This window comes from Firmicutes bacterium HGW-Firmicutes-1, from assembly GCA_002841625.1.
In the GTDB taxonomy this organism is placed as follows: Bacteria; Bacillota; Clostridia; order Lachnospirales; family Vallitaleaceae; genus HGW-1.
The window spans coordinates 24,916-39,420 of record PHAG01000003.1; the positions used below are offsets into that span (position 1 = coordinate 24,916).

General features: G+C 34.9%; 12 protein-coding genes. All 12 read right to left on the reverse strand.

The features are described from left to right. Positions 1-167 precede the first annotated feature (167 nt). Positions 168-1,922 (reverse strand): NADH:ubiquinone oxidoreductase, encoded by a 1,755-nt coding sequence (locus tag CVU84_04850; protein ID PKM95399.1) that lies wholly within the window; start codon positions 1,920-1,922, stop codon positions 168-170. Between the two features lie 14 nt (positions 1,923-1,936). Further along, entirely contained in the window at positions 1,937-3,583 is a 1,647-nt protein-coding gene (locus CVU84_04855) for an NADH-quinone oxidoreductase subunit NuoF (GenBank protein ID PKM95400.1), read from the reverse strand. Positions 3,584-3,605: 22 nt separating this feature from the next. Further along, entirely contained in the window at positions 3,606-3,998 is a 393-nt protein-coding gene (locus CVU84_04860; protein PKM95401.1) for an NADP oxidoreductase, read from the reverse strand. Beyond that, positions 3,995-4,522: an NAD(P)H-dependent oxidoreductase subunit E gene (locus tag CVU84_04865; GenBank protein ID PKM95402.1), complete on the reverse strand. Its 528-nt coding sequence runs from the start codon at positions 4,520-4,522 to the stop codon at positions 3,995-3,997. Before CVU84_04865 ends, CVU84_04860 begins: the two co-directional genes overlap by 4 nt. A gap of 730 nt (positions 4,523-5,252) precedes the next feature. Then, complete coding sequence (locus CVU84_04870; protein ID PKM95403.1) at positions 5,253-8,159, reverse strand: peptidase M16; 2,907 nt, start codon at positions 8,157-8,159, stop codon at positions 5,253-5,255. 81 nt (positions 8,160-8,240) lie between these two features. Next, a complete protein-coding gene (locus CVU84_04875) occupies positions 8,241-8,837 on the reverse strand; it encodes an ABC transporter (protein ID PKM95404.1) in 597 nt (198 codons plus the stop codon). Next, positions 8,834-9,616 (reverse strand): ABC transporter permease, encoded by a 783-nt coding sequence (locus CVU84_04880; protein ID PKM95405.1) that lies wholly within the window; start codon positions 9,614-9,616, stop codon positions 8,834-8,836. The genes CVU84_04875 and CVU84_04880 overlap by 4 nt, the downstream gene beginning before the upstream one ends. Next, complete coding sequence (locus tag CVU84_04885; GenBank protein PKM95406.1) at positions 9,591-10,586, reverse strand: hypothetical protein; 996 nt, start codon at positions 10,584-10,586, stop codon at positions 9,591-9,593. The genes CVU84_04880 and CVU84_04885 overlap by 26 nt, the downstream gene beginning before the upstream one ends. 245 nt (positions 10,587-10,831) lie before the next feature. Further along, complete coding sequence (locus CVU84_04890; protein PKM95568.1) at positions 10,832-11,557, reverse strand: hypothetical protein; 726 nt, start codon at positions 11,555-11,557, stop codon at positions 10,832-10,834. A 10-nt stretch (positions 11,558-11,567) separates the two neighbouring features. After that, positions 11,568-12,146, reverse strand: a complete 579-nt coding sequence (locus tag CVU84_04895) for a LemA family protein (GenBank protein ID PKM95407.1) — start codon at positions 12,144-12,146, stop codon at positions 11,568-11,570. Between the two features lie 229 nt (positions 12,147-12,375). Then, positions 12,376-12,576, reverse strand: coding sequence for a cold-shock protein (locus CVU84_04900; GenBank protein ID PKM95408.1), 201 nt, complete (start codon positions 12,574-12,576; stop codon positions 12,376-12,378). A 277-nt stretch (positions 12,577-12,853) separates the two neighbouring features. Beyond that, positions 12,854-14,407 (reverse strand): bifunctional phosphoribosylaminoimidazolecarboxamide formyltransferase/inosine monophosphate cyclohydrolase, encoded by a 1,554-nt coding sequence (gene purH, locus CVU84_04905; GenBank protein ID PKM95409.1) that lies wholly within the window; start codon positions 14,405-14,407, stop codon positions 12,854-12,856. Between the last annotated feature and the right edge of the window lie 98 nt (positions 14,408-14,505).

Genomic DNA, 14,505 nt, shown 5'->3' on the forward strand with positions numbered 1-14,505 from the left:
TTATATCAGTCGAAAATTTCTCTGATTAATTTTTACCAAATGAACTCTTTTTAATTTATACTAGACAAAATCTCAACTTTTGTAAAATTGAAATCTCTCAATTTGTAACGGGTTCATATCTAAACCTGTAGCAGAAGGTATCATATCTAAACTTGTTGCATAAGAAATCATATGCGTTCTCTTTCTTCATAATGAGTATGAAGAAGCTCGTGGGCAAGCTTTCCATAAGGTTCTCCTAGGTATTGTTTGTATAATTCTAAGACCTCCGCATTTTCATGAGATTTTCTTATTTTTTTATTCCGGTCTTCTTGATAGATAGCTTCTTGACGTTTTTTTACTATTTCTTCATTTCCATGATGATAGGGTTGTCCCCCGCCTCCAATACAGCCACCTGGACACGCCATAATTTCTATAGCATCATATTTAGATGTGCCATCTCTAATACTTTCTAGTAAAATACGTGCATTACCAAGACCATGGGCAATACCTATTTTAAGCTCTTTGCCTCCCACATTTACAACCGCTTCTCTGACGCCTTCCATCCCTCTAAGCTGCTTGAATTCAACATCCTCAAGCACTTCTCCCGTTAACCATTCATGGGTTGTACGAATTGCAGCTTCAATTACCCCGCCTGTAGTTCCAAATATAACTGAGGCACCAGTGGTCTCACCTAATGGTTTGTCATATTCATTATCTGGCAACTGTTTAAAATCAATTCCCGCTTCTTTAATCATCGCACCAAGTTCTCTTGTCGTTACAACAATGTCCACATGATTATTTTCATCTTTTGTAAGTTCTGGACGTTTCGCCTCTGCCTTTTTAGCGATACAAGGCATGATCGAAACTACAACAATATTATCAGGATCAATCCCATTTTTTTGGGCGTAATAGGTTTTCACTATCGTTCCAAACATAATATGTGGCGACTTACACGTAGATGGTATTTCTAAGAGCTCTGGAAATTGATGTTCGATAAACTTCACCCATGCGGGACAACAGCTGGTTAATATTGGCAAGGTTTTATTGTTCTTTATTCTATAAATAATTTCAGATGCCTCTTCCATAATTGTTAAATCAGCCCCAAAATCTGTATCAAAAACCGCATCGAAGCCCATCCGTTTTAAAGCTGTTACAAGCTTGCCTGTAACAATGGTGCCAGGTTCCATATCAAAAAGTTCACCGATGGCAACTCGAATAGCAGGTGCAGTTTGTACAATTACATGTTTATCTGGATCATTGAGAGCTTCCCACACTTTGGCTGTGTGGTTTACTTCTGTCAATGCAGCTGTTGGACATACCGCAACACATTGCCCACAATAGGTACAAGAGGATTCAACCATAGGAATATTTGAAAAAGGTCCTACAAATACATCAAATCCTCTTCCAATACCGGATAAGATGCCACAGGTTTGCAATTTGTTGCAGGCTGTTTCACATCTTCTACAATAAATACATTTATTGGCATCCTTTACAATGGCATCAGAGCTTAAATCCTTTGGATAGTCCATTCTTTCGCCTTCCCACCGAATTTCTCTTACTCCAAGCTCAGCAGCAAGAGCTTGAAGTTCACATTGAAGATTTTTTGGACAGGTGAAACATTCGTTTGGATGATTGGATAAAAGTAATTCAACCGCCATTCTCCTTGCAGTAATGGCTCTAGTGGTATGAGTTTTGACTTCCATTCCATCAGATACTTTTGTTACACATGCTGGAACAAGACTATTTCTCCCAGGAGCCTCAACCATACATACTCTACAGGATGCTGTTTGATTAACCATTTTTAGATCATGTAAATCTAAATGACATAAAGTAGGTATTTTAACTCCTGCTTTATGTGCTGCCTCTAAGATGGTAATTCCCTCCGTGACTGAGAGCTCTTGATCATTGATTTTAACTTTGATCATTTTTTCAGTTTCAACCATGCTTTCTCCCCTCCTTAAGCTTTCACCTTGTTTTTATTTTTCGGCTCGTATTTTCCTTCACCTTGTGGATGATCTACATCCTTAATAAATGCCATATATTCACTCCAGAAATGTTTCATAGTACTAATAACTGGATTTGGTGCTGTTTGGCCGAGACCACAAAGGGAACTATCCTTAATCATATAGGATAATTGCTTTAAAGCATCGATGTCAGCCATTGTCGCTTTTTTACTCGTTATTTTATTTAGAATTTCATACATACGTTTTGTTCCAATACGGCAAGGAGTACATCTACCACAAGATTCATCCATTGTAAATTCAAGATAAAACTTTGCAATATTAACCATATTATCCTTATCATCCATAACAATCAGGCCACCTGATCCCATCATGGAACCTTTTTCTATGAGGCTATCATAATCAATTTTAGTATCTAGGTCTTTTTCTGTTAAAACACCTCCCGAAGGACCACCCGTTTGTAACGCCTTAAATTTTCTGCCCCCTTGAATGCCTCCACCAATATCATAAATGATTTCTCTCAAGGTAATACCCATAGGCACTTCTACCAGACCTACATTGTTGATTTTTCCTGCTAAAGCGAATACCTTAGTACCTTTGCTTTTTTCTGTTCCAATTGAGGAAAACCAGTCACCACCCTTATTGATAATTGCTGTAATATTCGCAAAAGTTTCTACGTTATTGACACAAGTGGGATGCCCCCAATAACCTTCCACTGCTGGATAAGGTGGCTTGTAGTTTGGTTCACCACGTTTACCTTCGCAGGAATTGATTAAGGCGGTTTCTTCACCACAAACAAATGCTCCTGCACCGTATTTGATATGAATATCAAAGTTAAAATTGGTTCCAAATATATTTTTCCCTAACAATCCTAGCTCTCTTGCTTGTTTCAGTGCAATGTTTAAACGTTCAATTGCAAGTGGATATTCTGCTCGAATATATATAATCCCCTTATCAGCACCAATCACATAAGCTCCAATAGCCATTGCTTCTAAAACTGAGTGAGGGTCACCTTCCAAAATACTCCTGTCCATGAAAGCACCCGGGTCCCCTTCATCTGCATTACATATGATGAACTTTACATCACTTTCTTGATTTTTAGTAATCTCCCATTTTAATCCTGTGGGGAATCCACCGCCCCCACGGCCACGAAGACCTGATTTTTTGACTTCTTCAAGAACAGTTTCTCTCGTCATTTCAGTAATGGATTTTCCAAGTGCCTCATAACCGCCCAGCGCAATGTATTCATAAATATCTTCCGGGTTAATAAGACCACAATTTCTAAGCGCAATACGAAACTGTTTTTTATAAAAAGGCATATCTTCTTGTTTGTTAATCTTTTTATCTTCGTCTGGTGCTTGATACAGCAATCTTTCTACAATTCGTCCTTTTATAACGTGTTCATCTATAATTTCTTTTGCATCTTTTGGGGATACACGAACATAAAACACATCATCTGGTTCAATTTTTACAATTGGACCTTGTTCACAAAAACCAAAGCATCCTGTTTTAACAATTTTTACGTCCTCTGCATACTCTCTCGCTTTTAAAATGAGCCCCAAATTTTTGATCACTTTTTCACTTTCACTAGCCATACAACCTGTGCCACCACAAACTAAAATATGTGTACGTGCTCCTTCCATATGAACCTCCATTTACTGATAATTATGCCCTTTCAAAATCAACCTTTAAAATCAATTCCTCTACTGGCTTTCCACCTTTAATATGCTGTTCGATGATCTTTGCTACCTTATCTTCACTTACATTGCCATATAAAATTGGTTTCTGTCCATTCATATTAACCTGTACTGTTGGCTCACTATGACAATAGCCTATACATCCTACAGATATAACCTTTGCGCCAGCAATTTTTTCATTCGTTAATTGGGTAGCAAATGCATTTAGCGTTTCTCTAGCGCCTGAGGAAATACCGCAAGTTGCCATCCCTACTAATATTTCTATAGTGTCCGAATTTCCTTCACCTTGTTTACGAAGCTGCACAAGGTCATTGTATTCCTCTTTTATTTTTTTCAGTTCATCAATTGATTTAATTTTCATTTCTTCCCCTCCAATAGACGATAGGTATCGATAATATCTTCCACCTCTTCTTCTTTAACACGTCCATATACTTTTTCATCAACTTTGACTATTGGTGCGAGTCCACATGCTCCAATACATCTAACGTCTATTAAAGTAAATAGACCGTCCTCAGTAATTTCATTAGATTCTATATCTAGTATTGCTTTTAAACGTTCAATGATTTTATCAGCGCCTCTTACAAAGCAAGCTGTTCCCATACAACAGCTGATGGTATGTTTTCCTCGTGGTTTTGTTGTAAAATAGGAATAGAAACTAACAACACCATATACTTCTGCACCAGGCATGCCTAACTTTCTTGCTATAAAAAGCTGTACATCGCGAGGTAAATAGCCGAATATCGTTTGGGCTTTATGAAGAATCTCAATTAAAGCGCCTTTTGTTGTATCCATTTGATCAATGAAGGCTTCAAGCTCATCATATTTTTCTATAGGCAAATCTTCTGTTGTTGGTTTCGTAACACTTATTGCCTGTGGTTTTGTCATTTTATCATCCTCTTCATATTTATTAGTAATTCAAATCATATCGTTTTATTATTGGCATATTCTCGAGATTTATTACATGAAATTTCCAATATTAAGCTTTTATAATATCTTATATGGTTCAAAACCTCATTACAAAAAGGCCATCAAACCAAATAGCCTTATGCTCTTGAGAATTTAATAAATAGTCTATTAACGAAACAGAGATAAAAGCATTTTTTCTTCTAAATGAATAGCAAAGGCAGTAAGTGTTCATTTTTCGCCCGATCGGCCAAAGGGTAAGGCCAGAAAAATGAACACTTACTGCCAATAATCAATACACCCACCAGAAAAAATGCTTTTGTCGACAGTCTGATGGTATCTCACCTGATAACCTCTTTATAAATCAATTATATTTTTATTACCTGAAATACTCTTATTCCAAATCCTTCACCTCCCTATGCAGATTTTAAATGATGGTTTAATTTCTTTTTATTTGGATAAAATAAAATCTATTAGGAGGTACAATCATATGGATATCAACTGTACACATGACTGTATTTATCAAGAAGAAGGTAAATGTAACCTTTCATTTTCTATTACCTTAACCAATTCTAAGAATAATGATACAGACTGTCCTTATTTTATGAATAAACAAGATAATATCGAGGATGAATACGATACGCAAATATGACAAGCCATCCTACTCAACAAAAAAAGTGACAAAATAGTCACTTTTTTGTTGATCAGGTATTTAATTAAATAAATGTTTTGTTTCTCCAAATAATACTTTTAATTCTTCAACCTTTTTTTCATTTCCTAATACACAAACATTATCTTGCTTCAACGTATCTTTAATTAAAAATGCAAGCTCTCTTATTTGCTCTGGTGTTGTTGTTAACACTTCATCTCTTTCTTTTTGCAAATGCTCTCCAGAAATATTTCCAAAATAAAGTGAAATCATTTTATCATTTTTCATAGAAGGCGTTAGCGGTTGATCTAGTTTACTTATTGTACCAATAATGTATTTTCTCATTTCTCTTTCATCACCACTAAAGGTTGAAATATAGCTGAACATATTATCATAAACCTCAAGTGTTTCCTTTAAATTAGGATCCCTATAAGAAACAAAATACATACTACCGCTACGTTTGAAGCTCGCCATACAACCATATGCTCCACCCTTTACCCTAACATTATGCCATAAATAATCTAAACTCAATATCGTTTGTAACACCCTCAAATAGCCAGAATATTTATGTCCTTCAAGTAAGAAATTACCAGCTTTTGCAACATATTGAACTTTGCCTGAAGTCATAAAGCCTTCATTTCTTTGTTCTAATTCAAAAGAAATATCATCTAGGCTTAAAATATTATGATCAAGAGATTCAACAAATATATTCATTTCATGATCCAGTACATTCAGAGCTTCTTTTTCACAGGTAACACCAACGATTAGATTCTCAGGTCTAAAAATAATGTGTACCAATTGCTTCAAGTTTTTAACCATTTCATCTGAGATTGAATCAAAATTGCTATCACACTTTTCTAAAAATTCGTAGTAAGACACTCCACTAACCCATTCTCTATAATACGCTGCTTTTGAAAAATAAGACTCTGCTCTATTTGCTGCTGTTGTATGCCCACTACTACTCAAACTCATTTGCATACGTGATTTTAATTCAGCAACTATTTCAGCCAATCTTTTCTTATCTTCAAATTGTGTATTGAAAAGCATTTCACGAGACAATTCAAATAATTTGGGTACTTTATCTGAAAAACACTTTCCACTAAGTTCAAATTTTGGTCTAAAGACATCAGTTTCATCATTTACACCATAAACATTTACGTTAAACTTAATACCACCAGTATTGATGTTGATTTCTGTAGATAAATCTCCATAGTCGTAAAATTCGGTATTCATCTTACCAAATATTCCTGTCAGCAACCCGATATAAGGCAATAAATGCATCGGAACCTTGGTAGTATCAAAATCAAATTGAACATATACAATGTTATTCGTAAAATTAATATGTCTTAACCATCTAACATTGTTTATAACCTTTTCATCTAAAATCATAGGTTCAATTTCCTTCTTAATATCATCTAAGGACAATAAAGGAATTGATTCAATGTTTTCTTTACTCTCTTTTTCATTTTGAAAATTTTCAAGGTCATTTGTTTCACTGACAAGTTTTTTCAGTTGTTCAGGTGACAAACTATCCTTGTATGCCTTTAGCTTATTCTTTATATCTTCTTCTTTTTTAACAAGCATTTCTTGGTCAGGTTTTAAAATTAAGACAGTCGAATGATTGTTGTTCAAGAAATATTTTTTAATCAAATTGTCAAAGCAACCATTATCAACGCCTTCTTTAAGTTCTTCAAAGGTTTTATTAAAAGCCAAATGTTCATATGGACTAGCATCATATAACCAGCTATCCATTGATTTCATTGCATAAACAACACCTTTTGGATACCTACCGTAGTCAGCTTCCTTCGTTTTAAATTCAAAATGATTAATTGCTGCTTCAATTTTCTTCTTATCTAATCCTTCATCAGATAACTTTTGGAGTGTTTTGAATACAACCTCTAAAAATTGATCCTTTTTAGCTTCTTCTGAATTTTTCACAACAATACTAAAGGTAGGTTGTAATATACTATTATCGTAAGAGCCAAAAACATCCTTCCCTATTGCTGCTTCAAGCAAAGCTTTTTTCAAAGGTGCTCCTGGCGCCTCTAATAAAATGTATTCGAGTATTTCTAGACCCACATACTCACACTTATTCGTAATTTCTCCTGTTACAAAATTAAGTGAAAGGTAGGTTTTGCTATCTAAGGATTCGTTACTGGAAATCGGATAAGCTTCAATCACTTCTCTTCGTTGATCAAAAGGCGCTTGCTTCGGAATTCTTGAATCTATTTCAATAGCTTCAAAATCTTTCAAATAATGATTATGCAGCCATTCAAGTTTTTCTCCAACGTTCACGTCTCCATAAATAAAAATATAACTATTTGATGGATGATAATATTTTTTATGATAATCAAGAAAATTTTCTTGCGTTAAATCTGTAATGAACTCTGGATCACCACCGGATTCAAAGTGATATGCATTATCTGGAAATAAGGACTGTTGAATTTTTCTAAATAAGGTTTGTTCTGGGGATGAAAACACTCCCTTCATTTCATTGTAAACAACACCTTTATAAGTAAGTTCTTCCCCTTCCTCATATAATTCATAATGCCATCCCTCTTGCTTGAGAATTTTATCTTCTCTCTTAATGTTAGGGTAAAGTACTGCATCTAAATAAACATCCATAAGGTTTTCAAAATCCTTATCATTACAGCTGGCTACCGGATACATGGTTTTATCTGAAAAAGTCATTGCATTTAAGAAGGTGTTAAGTGAGCCTTTTGCAAGTTCTACAAAAGGATCCTTAATTGGGAATTTCCTGGATCCACATAAGACGGAATGTTCAAGAATATGTGGCAAGCCAGTGTCATCTCCTGGTGGAGTTCTAAAAGAGATTGAAAATGCTTTGTTATTATCGTCATTGCTAATAATAAATAATTTAGCACCACTTTTACCATGTATGAACAATTGTCCAACCGCATTCAGCTCTTCTATTTTTTTCTTTTCTAATAATGTATACTCTTTATGCATATTACAGCTCCTTTAATAATCAAAATAATGCAAATCTGTATATTTATTTTGCCCATAGACAAATATATAATACAATATAAGCTAATCTTCCTTTAATCTAATAACCGTATGACCAATTCTTTTTGCATCTTCAAGGTCATGAGTAACGAATATAACTGTTTTTTTGTTTTCATTCCATATTTTCAAAAAGGCATCCATTAAATTATTCTTTAGTTCAAAGTCAAGACCTTTAAAAGGTTCATCCATAAGAAGTATCTCCGATGGATATGCAAAAGCTCTTGCAATAGACACCCTTTGTTTCATGCCACCACTTAGCTGATCAGGATAATAATCTTTAAATTCTCCAAGTCCTACTAAGTCTAAATAATAATCTGCAACTTCCATAGCCTTCTCTTTACTATACAAACTGATTAGGGCAAAAAGTATATTCTGATATGCTGTACCCCAAGGCAACAATCTTGTGTCTTGAAATATATATGAAATGTTTTTATTATCTACTCCTAGGATAACACCCTTTTCATAAGGTATTAAGCCGGCAATTACATTTAGAAGTGTAGACTTTCCACATCCTGAGGGTCCAAGGATACAAGAAATTTCCGACTCAGGAATTGTCAAATTAAAATCATCAAAAACCAATAAATCTTTATAGCTTTTTGTTAAATCCCTAATTTCAATCATTTGACTTCACCCATCTTCGTCATTCTTTTTACCCCTCTACTCCCCAGAAGCTTAATAGACATATTAAAGATATATTCAAAAAGCATACTCAATACAATTACAACAATCGTCCATGCAAATAGCTGTTCTGATTCTAAATATATTTTTGCATCATGAAGATTAGCACCGATTGAATATTGGGGATGACTTAACACTTCAGCCGCAACTGTAACCTTCCAACCCAATCCTAACCCACTAAGTATTCCAGAAATGATAAAAGGAATAATGGTTGGAATATAAATATTTTTAATGATATACTTGGTTTTTACCTTGTATATTTTAGCCATTTGTAATAAGTCTGTATCTACTTGCTTTATACCTTGTACTACAGAGGTCCAAACAATTGGATAGCACATTAAAAAACAAATAAAAATCGGTACATCACTAGATCCAAACCATAACAAAGCAATGATAATAAAAGATAGCACAGGTGTGGATTTAATAACAACTATGATAGGCTGAAACAAGTTATATATTGTCTTATTCAATCCTGAAGCAATTCCTGTAATGCCTCCTACTATGATGGAAATAATGAATCCTACCAATACTCTATATATACTCATACCAATGATTATCCAAAAGTCCTTTCCAAGCACAAGTTCACTTAGGGCTTTAAAAGTAGCTAGAGGCGTGGGTAAAAGCAGTTCCCGATTCACGATGATAGCGACTACATACCATACAAAAACCCAAAATAGAATAGCATATAGTTTCGTCTTATTTTTGATAATAAAACTCATCATCTGGCAAAGCTCCTCCTAATGCTTTCGGATTAATTTCAAATAAAACTTTGAAAAATCCTTCCAGCATATCTTTTGCTTCTTTTCCTTCAAAATATACAATGCTAGAATTGGGTATAGCATTTGTTGCAATGGTCTTATTTCCTAAAATACCATGTGTTTCAATGAGTGCTCCCGCTTTTTCCGGATTATCATTTACCCAGTTAACTGACTCAGAATATTTGCTCAAAAAGTCATTTAATTTATTCTTGTTATTTTTTGCAAATTCTTTATTCACAATTAAACAGCCCATTGTGAGCTGGCTACCATTTTCTAGAGCTTCCCATTCCTTTGTTAAGTCAAGCGCAATCTTAACCTTACTATTTTTCATGGTTGCTGTCGTTACGTAGGGCTGAGGCAAAAGAGCAATTTCTACATCCCCAGAGGCAACTGCTGTAGCTAGTTCTTCATGTGATAATGAATAATCAATCTCTAAATCACTATTAGGATCAATTCCATTGTTTTGTAACAGATAAGAAAACACATACTCTACAACCGTACCTTTACCACTCACTGAAATTTTCTTTCCTTTTAAATCTTTCATATCATGAATCGTGCCTGATGAATCAACTAAGTATAGCACCCCTAGTGTATTAACCGCAATTAATTCAATTTCACCCTGGGTTTTATTGTAAATTACAGCAGCTAGATTTGTAGGTAGCGCAGCAATATCCACCTCATGATTTAAGATCTTTCCAACCAATTCATCTGGTGAACCATACGCACTAAATGTATAATTTGGATCAGTAACTGCATCCTCATCCTCCATTAGCTTAGACATACCCATACCAGTTGGTCCTTTTAATACCGCTATACGAATAGGTATGTTCTCATTTGCATTAATTGCATCAACATCTCCCTTAGATGTACACGCTGACAAGCTTAAAACTAACACGATTACTAATATCGCCGAAACAATTCTTTTTATGTACATTTCATCCTCCTATGTGTTTTATGGGACAGGCACTTCTACCTTATGCGCTTATGATGGTGCTTAGGGGACAGGCACCTTTGTCTCAATGAGTTATAATTTCTTATGCTTACAATATAGAACTTACGGGACAGTACGGACTAAGAGAACAAATACGTTATCTACTCGAGAAAAGACTTACGGGACAGGCACTTCTACCTCAACGAGTTAAAAGTGCCTGTCCCCTTGTCCTTTCCCCTTGTCCTTATTTAAAACCCTCGTGAGCTTCCGCCTCCGCCTCCGCTTCCGCCGCCACCTGAGCGACCTGAACCACCGCCGCCGCCACGTCCAATACCTCTGAGTATCATAAAGGTTACCATTCCTCCAGTAAATCTAAAATCAAGAATAATCAAACCAATTACAAGTATTGCACCAAAAAAAATGACAATTGGATTTGCTTTCTCATTAGAAGATGTACTATAATCGCCTTCTATAGGGGAATCGTTGCCATATTCTAGGTAGACTTCATTTATAATTGCATTATATCCTTCAGTTATCCCTTTGCTATAATTATCTTCCTTGAAATAAGGAATCATAAACTGATCTTGGATTCTACCTGTTTTTCCATCAGGTAAAGCTCCTTCTAAGCCATATCCAACCTCTATACGAGAATTTCTTCCCCCAAGATCAAGGAGAATTAAGACGCCATTGTTTTTTTTGGCATTCCCTATTCCCCATTCTCTAAGCAAACCTAAAGAATACTCTTCTAATGCCTGATCTTTTATTTCATTAACAGTTACAACAACAACCTGGGCTTGAGTAGCTTTTTCTAGTGCTTCACCCATTGAGTTGATATAGCTTTCTGTTTCATCATCTAGTACATTTGCATAATCATTCACATAAAACTCATCAGTAGGTGAAGGATATACCTTTGCCTGTACTATAGTAGATAAGAAAACGATTGAAATACATGTTATAGAAAAAATTTTATGAATTCTATTTAATCTAATCTTTATCAAACTCACCACCTACATCCACGTTTGTTCTCGCGTCTTCAGATGCTTCAAAATACTCAGCCTTGTCAAAACCTAACATCCCTGCATAAATAAGAGTTGGAAATCGTTTGATTTTTTTGTTAAAAGTCAATGCAACATTGTTATAATCCATTCTTGCTGTAGCTATTCTATTTTCTGTGCCCGCTAGTTCATCTTGAAGCTGAATAAAGTTTTGATTTGACTTCAAATCAGGATACGCTTCAGCAATAGCTAGTAATCTTCCAAGTGCTGAGTTAAGAGCTGCATCCCCTTCTGCTTGCTCAGCTACAGTAGTTGCTCCAGCTAACTTAGCTCTTGCCTCTGCTACACCTAAAAATATCTCTTCTTCATGAGATGCGTACTTTTTCACTGTATCAACTAGGTTAGGAATCAAATCATTTCTTCTTTGTAATTGATTGTCAATTTGACTAAAAGAAGCTTCAACCTCTTCGCCCAATGATACTAAATTATTATAACCACCAATAATGCTAAATATAAACAGAACGGCTACAACGCCTATCCCAATTAATACCTTCGTAGATGTTTTCATTCTATTACCTCCATTGTTTTAATATCAATCTTAAGTATATATTAACGAACTAAAAAAATCAAGATTACTAACTCTTGATTTTTCAAAAATTCCTTATGAAAAAGAAATGGCGCAAAGGGGACAGGCACTTTTAACTCACAAAGTACAAAACAAAACAAGACAAAAGTGCCTGTCCCCTTTGCGCCAAAAAATCCCCAACGTATGTTGGGGATCTGTTAGCTTGTTAAAATTATAATTTTGTAACGCTAGCTGCTTGAGGTCCTTTTGAACCTTCAACAACTTCAAATTCTACAGCGTCGCCTTCTTCTAAAGCTTTGAATCCATCTCCTTGAATTGCTGAGAAATGAACAAATACATCATTTTCTCCATCTACAGAAATAAAACCAAAACCTTTCTTAGCATCAAACCATTTTACAGTTCCCTGTTTCATTTTCTTTCCTCCTAAAATTAACTAAAGATATTTTGTAGCAATTAATCCTAGGTCTCAACATGAAACTATAATATAAAGAATTGTTTAATAATCTTAGTATATTAAAAACCCACATATTATGCTTTACTTGTTATAACCTTATAGACTGTTTAAAACAATCAACCTTTTTAGTTCCTTAGGCCAATCACCACTGGAAATATTGTAGCACATTAACCATTCAAAGTCAACATATTTAAAATTTTTTATGCATATTTTACTAAAATACGAGTTATTTTGCTTAATGTTTAAAATGTCTCATTCCAGTAAATACCATTGCAATTCCATGTTGATCACATAAATCTATAGACTCTTGATCTTTCATAGAACCACCTGGTTGGATAATACATGTAATTCCTGCCTTAGCCGCTTCCTCAACACAATCAGCAAAAGGGAAAAAGGCATCAGAAGCAAGAGAAGCACCTTTCAAAATTTCCGCTCCAAGAGCTTCCTTCGCATGATCAATTGCTTGTGTACATGCCCAAATACGATTTACTTGTCCAGGTCCTACACCAAGAGATTGTTTATTTTTACCTATCGCTATCCCATTGGACTTAGCATATTTCACTATTTTCCAAGTAAACATTAAGTCTTCCATTTCACTCGTTGTCGGTTCTCTTTTTGTAACAACCTTTAATTCTGTTTCATCAAAAAGTGCATTGTCTACTGTTTGAACCAATAGTCCACCACTTACCTTTTTTAAATCATATGCCGTATCTGGTTGTTTATTTTCAATGTTTTCAAGCTGTAATAGTCTAATGTTTTTCTTGCTTTTTAATATTGTCATTGCATCTTCGCTGAAGCTTGGAGCAACAACGATTTCAATAAATATTTTATTAATTTCTTCAGCTACTTTTGCATCTACCTCTCTATTAGCAACTACAATACCACCAAATATTGATTTTGGATCAGAGGTGTAAGCTCTCATATATGCTTCGTAAATTGTATCCCCACTACCAACGCCACATGGATTGGCATGTTTACATGCAACAACAGTAGCTTCATCATATTCTTTTAGAAGCTCAAGTGCACCATTTGTGTCATTGATATTATTAAAGGAAAGTTCTTTTCCATGAAGCTGTACAGCATTTGTTAAGAAACCTTTTGTATTACCAATTTCTTTATAGAAGGCAGCCTTTTGATGTGGATTTTCTCCATAACGCATTTCTTGAACCTTTTCAAATGTCATGGTCATAATGTCTGGTAATACTTCTGCGCCTCTTTGCTGTCTCATATAGTTTGCAATAAGTGTATCATAATGAGATGTATGCTCGAAAACCTTTGAAGATAGATAAAAATTAGTCGCTTTACAAACCTTCCTATTTTCCTTGAGCTCTGTTAGCACTACGTCATAATCAGCTGGATCGATAATAACTGAAACATCTTGATAATTCTTCGCAGCTGAACGAAGCATTGTTGGACCACCAATATCAATATTTTCAATAGCTTCGTCTAGGTGAACACCTTCTTTTAAAACAGTTTGCTTGAAAGGATATAGATTTACTACTACGATATCAATTGGAGTTACCCCTAAGCTTTCTATTTGTTTCATATGTTCTACATTGCTTCGCATTGCTAATATACCTGCGTGAATGTGTGGATCAAGGGTTTTTACACGTCCATCAAGACATTCTGGAAAACCAGTAATGTCTGATATACCAATTACTTTAACCCCAGCCTTTTCTAGTGCTGAAGCAGTTCCTCCAGTTGAAATAATTTCTACTCCTAACCCCTCTAATTCTCTTGCAAATTCTACAATACCTGTTTTGTCTGATACGCTAATCAAAGCTCTCATTTTTGTTACTCCTCCTTAGTTTTATTTGGTGGCATAAAAATTTATTTTTACTAGTAGTTATATACACTAGTTTGTTAATCGTGGTAGGATCATTTAAT

What these genes read in the sequence shown, in the direction of transcription:
- CVU84_04875 (PKM95404.1), bottom strand. Translation starts at nt 8,837, where the DNA reads ATGATTGAAATTAGGGATTTAACAAAAAGCTATAAAGATTTATTGGTT.
- CVU84_04870 (PKM95403.1), bottom strand. Translation starts at nt 8,159, where the DNA reads ATGCATAAAGAGTATACATTATTAGAAAAGAAAAAAATAGAAGAGCTG.
- CVU84_04895 (PKM95407.1), bottom strand. Translation starts at nt 12,146, where the DNA reads ATGAAAACATCTACGAAGGTATTAATTGGGATAGGCGTTGTAGCCGTT.
- CVU84_04855 (PKM95400.1), bottom strand. Translation starts at nt 3,583, where the DNA reads ATGGAAGGAGCACGTACACATATTTTAGTTTGTGGTGGCACAGGTTGT.
- CVU84_04885 (PKM95406.1), bottom strand. Translation starts at nt 10,586, where the DNA reads ATGTACATAAAAAGAATTGTTTCGGCGATATTAGTAATCGTGTTAGTT.
- CVU84_04880 (PKM95405.1), bottom strand. Translation starts at nt 9,616, where the DNA reads ATGATGAGTTTTATTATCAAAAATAAGACGAAACTATATGCTATTCTA.
- CVU84_04865 (PKM95402.1), bottom strand. Translation starts at nt 4,522, where the DNA reads ATGACAAAACCACAGGCAATAAGTGTTACGAAACCAACAACAGAAGAT.
- CVU84_04900 (PKM95408.1), bottom strand. Translation starts at nt 12,576, where the DNA reads ATGAAACAGGGAACTGTAAAATGGTTTGATGCTAAGAAAGGTTTTGGT.
- CVU84_04860 (PKM95401.1), bottom strand. Translation starts at nt 3,998, where the DNA reads ATGAAAATTAAATCAATTGATGAACTGAAAAAAATAAAAGAGGAATAC.
- purH (PKM95409.1), bottom strand. Translation starts at nt 14,407, where the DNA reads ATGAGAGCTTTGATTAGCGTATCAGACAAAACAGGTATTGTAGAATTT.
- CVU84_04850 (PKM95399.1), bottom strand. Translation starts at nt 1,922, where the DNA reads ATGGTTGAAACTGAAAAAATGATCAAAGTTAAAATCAATGATCAAGAG.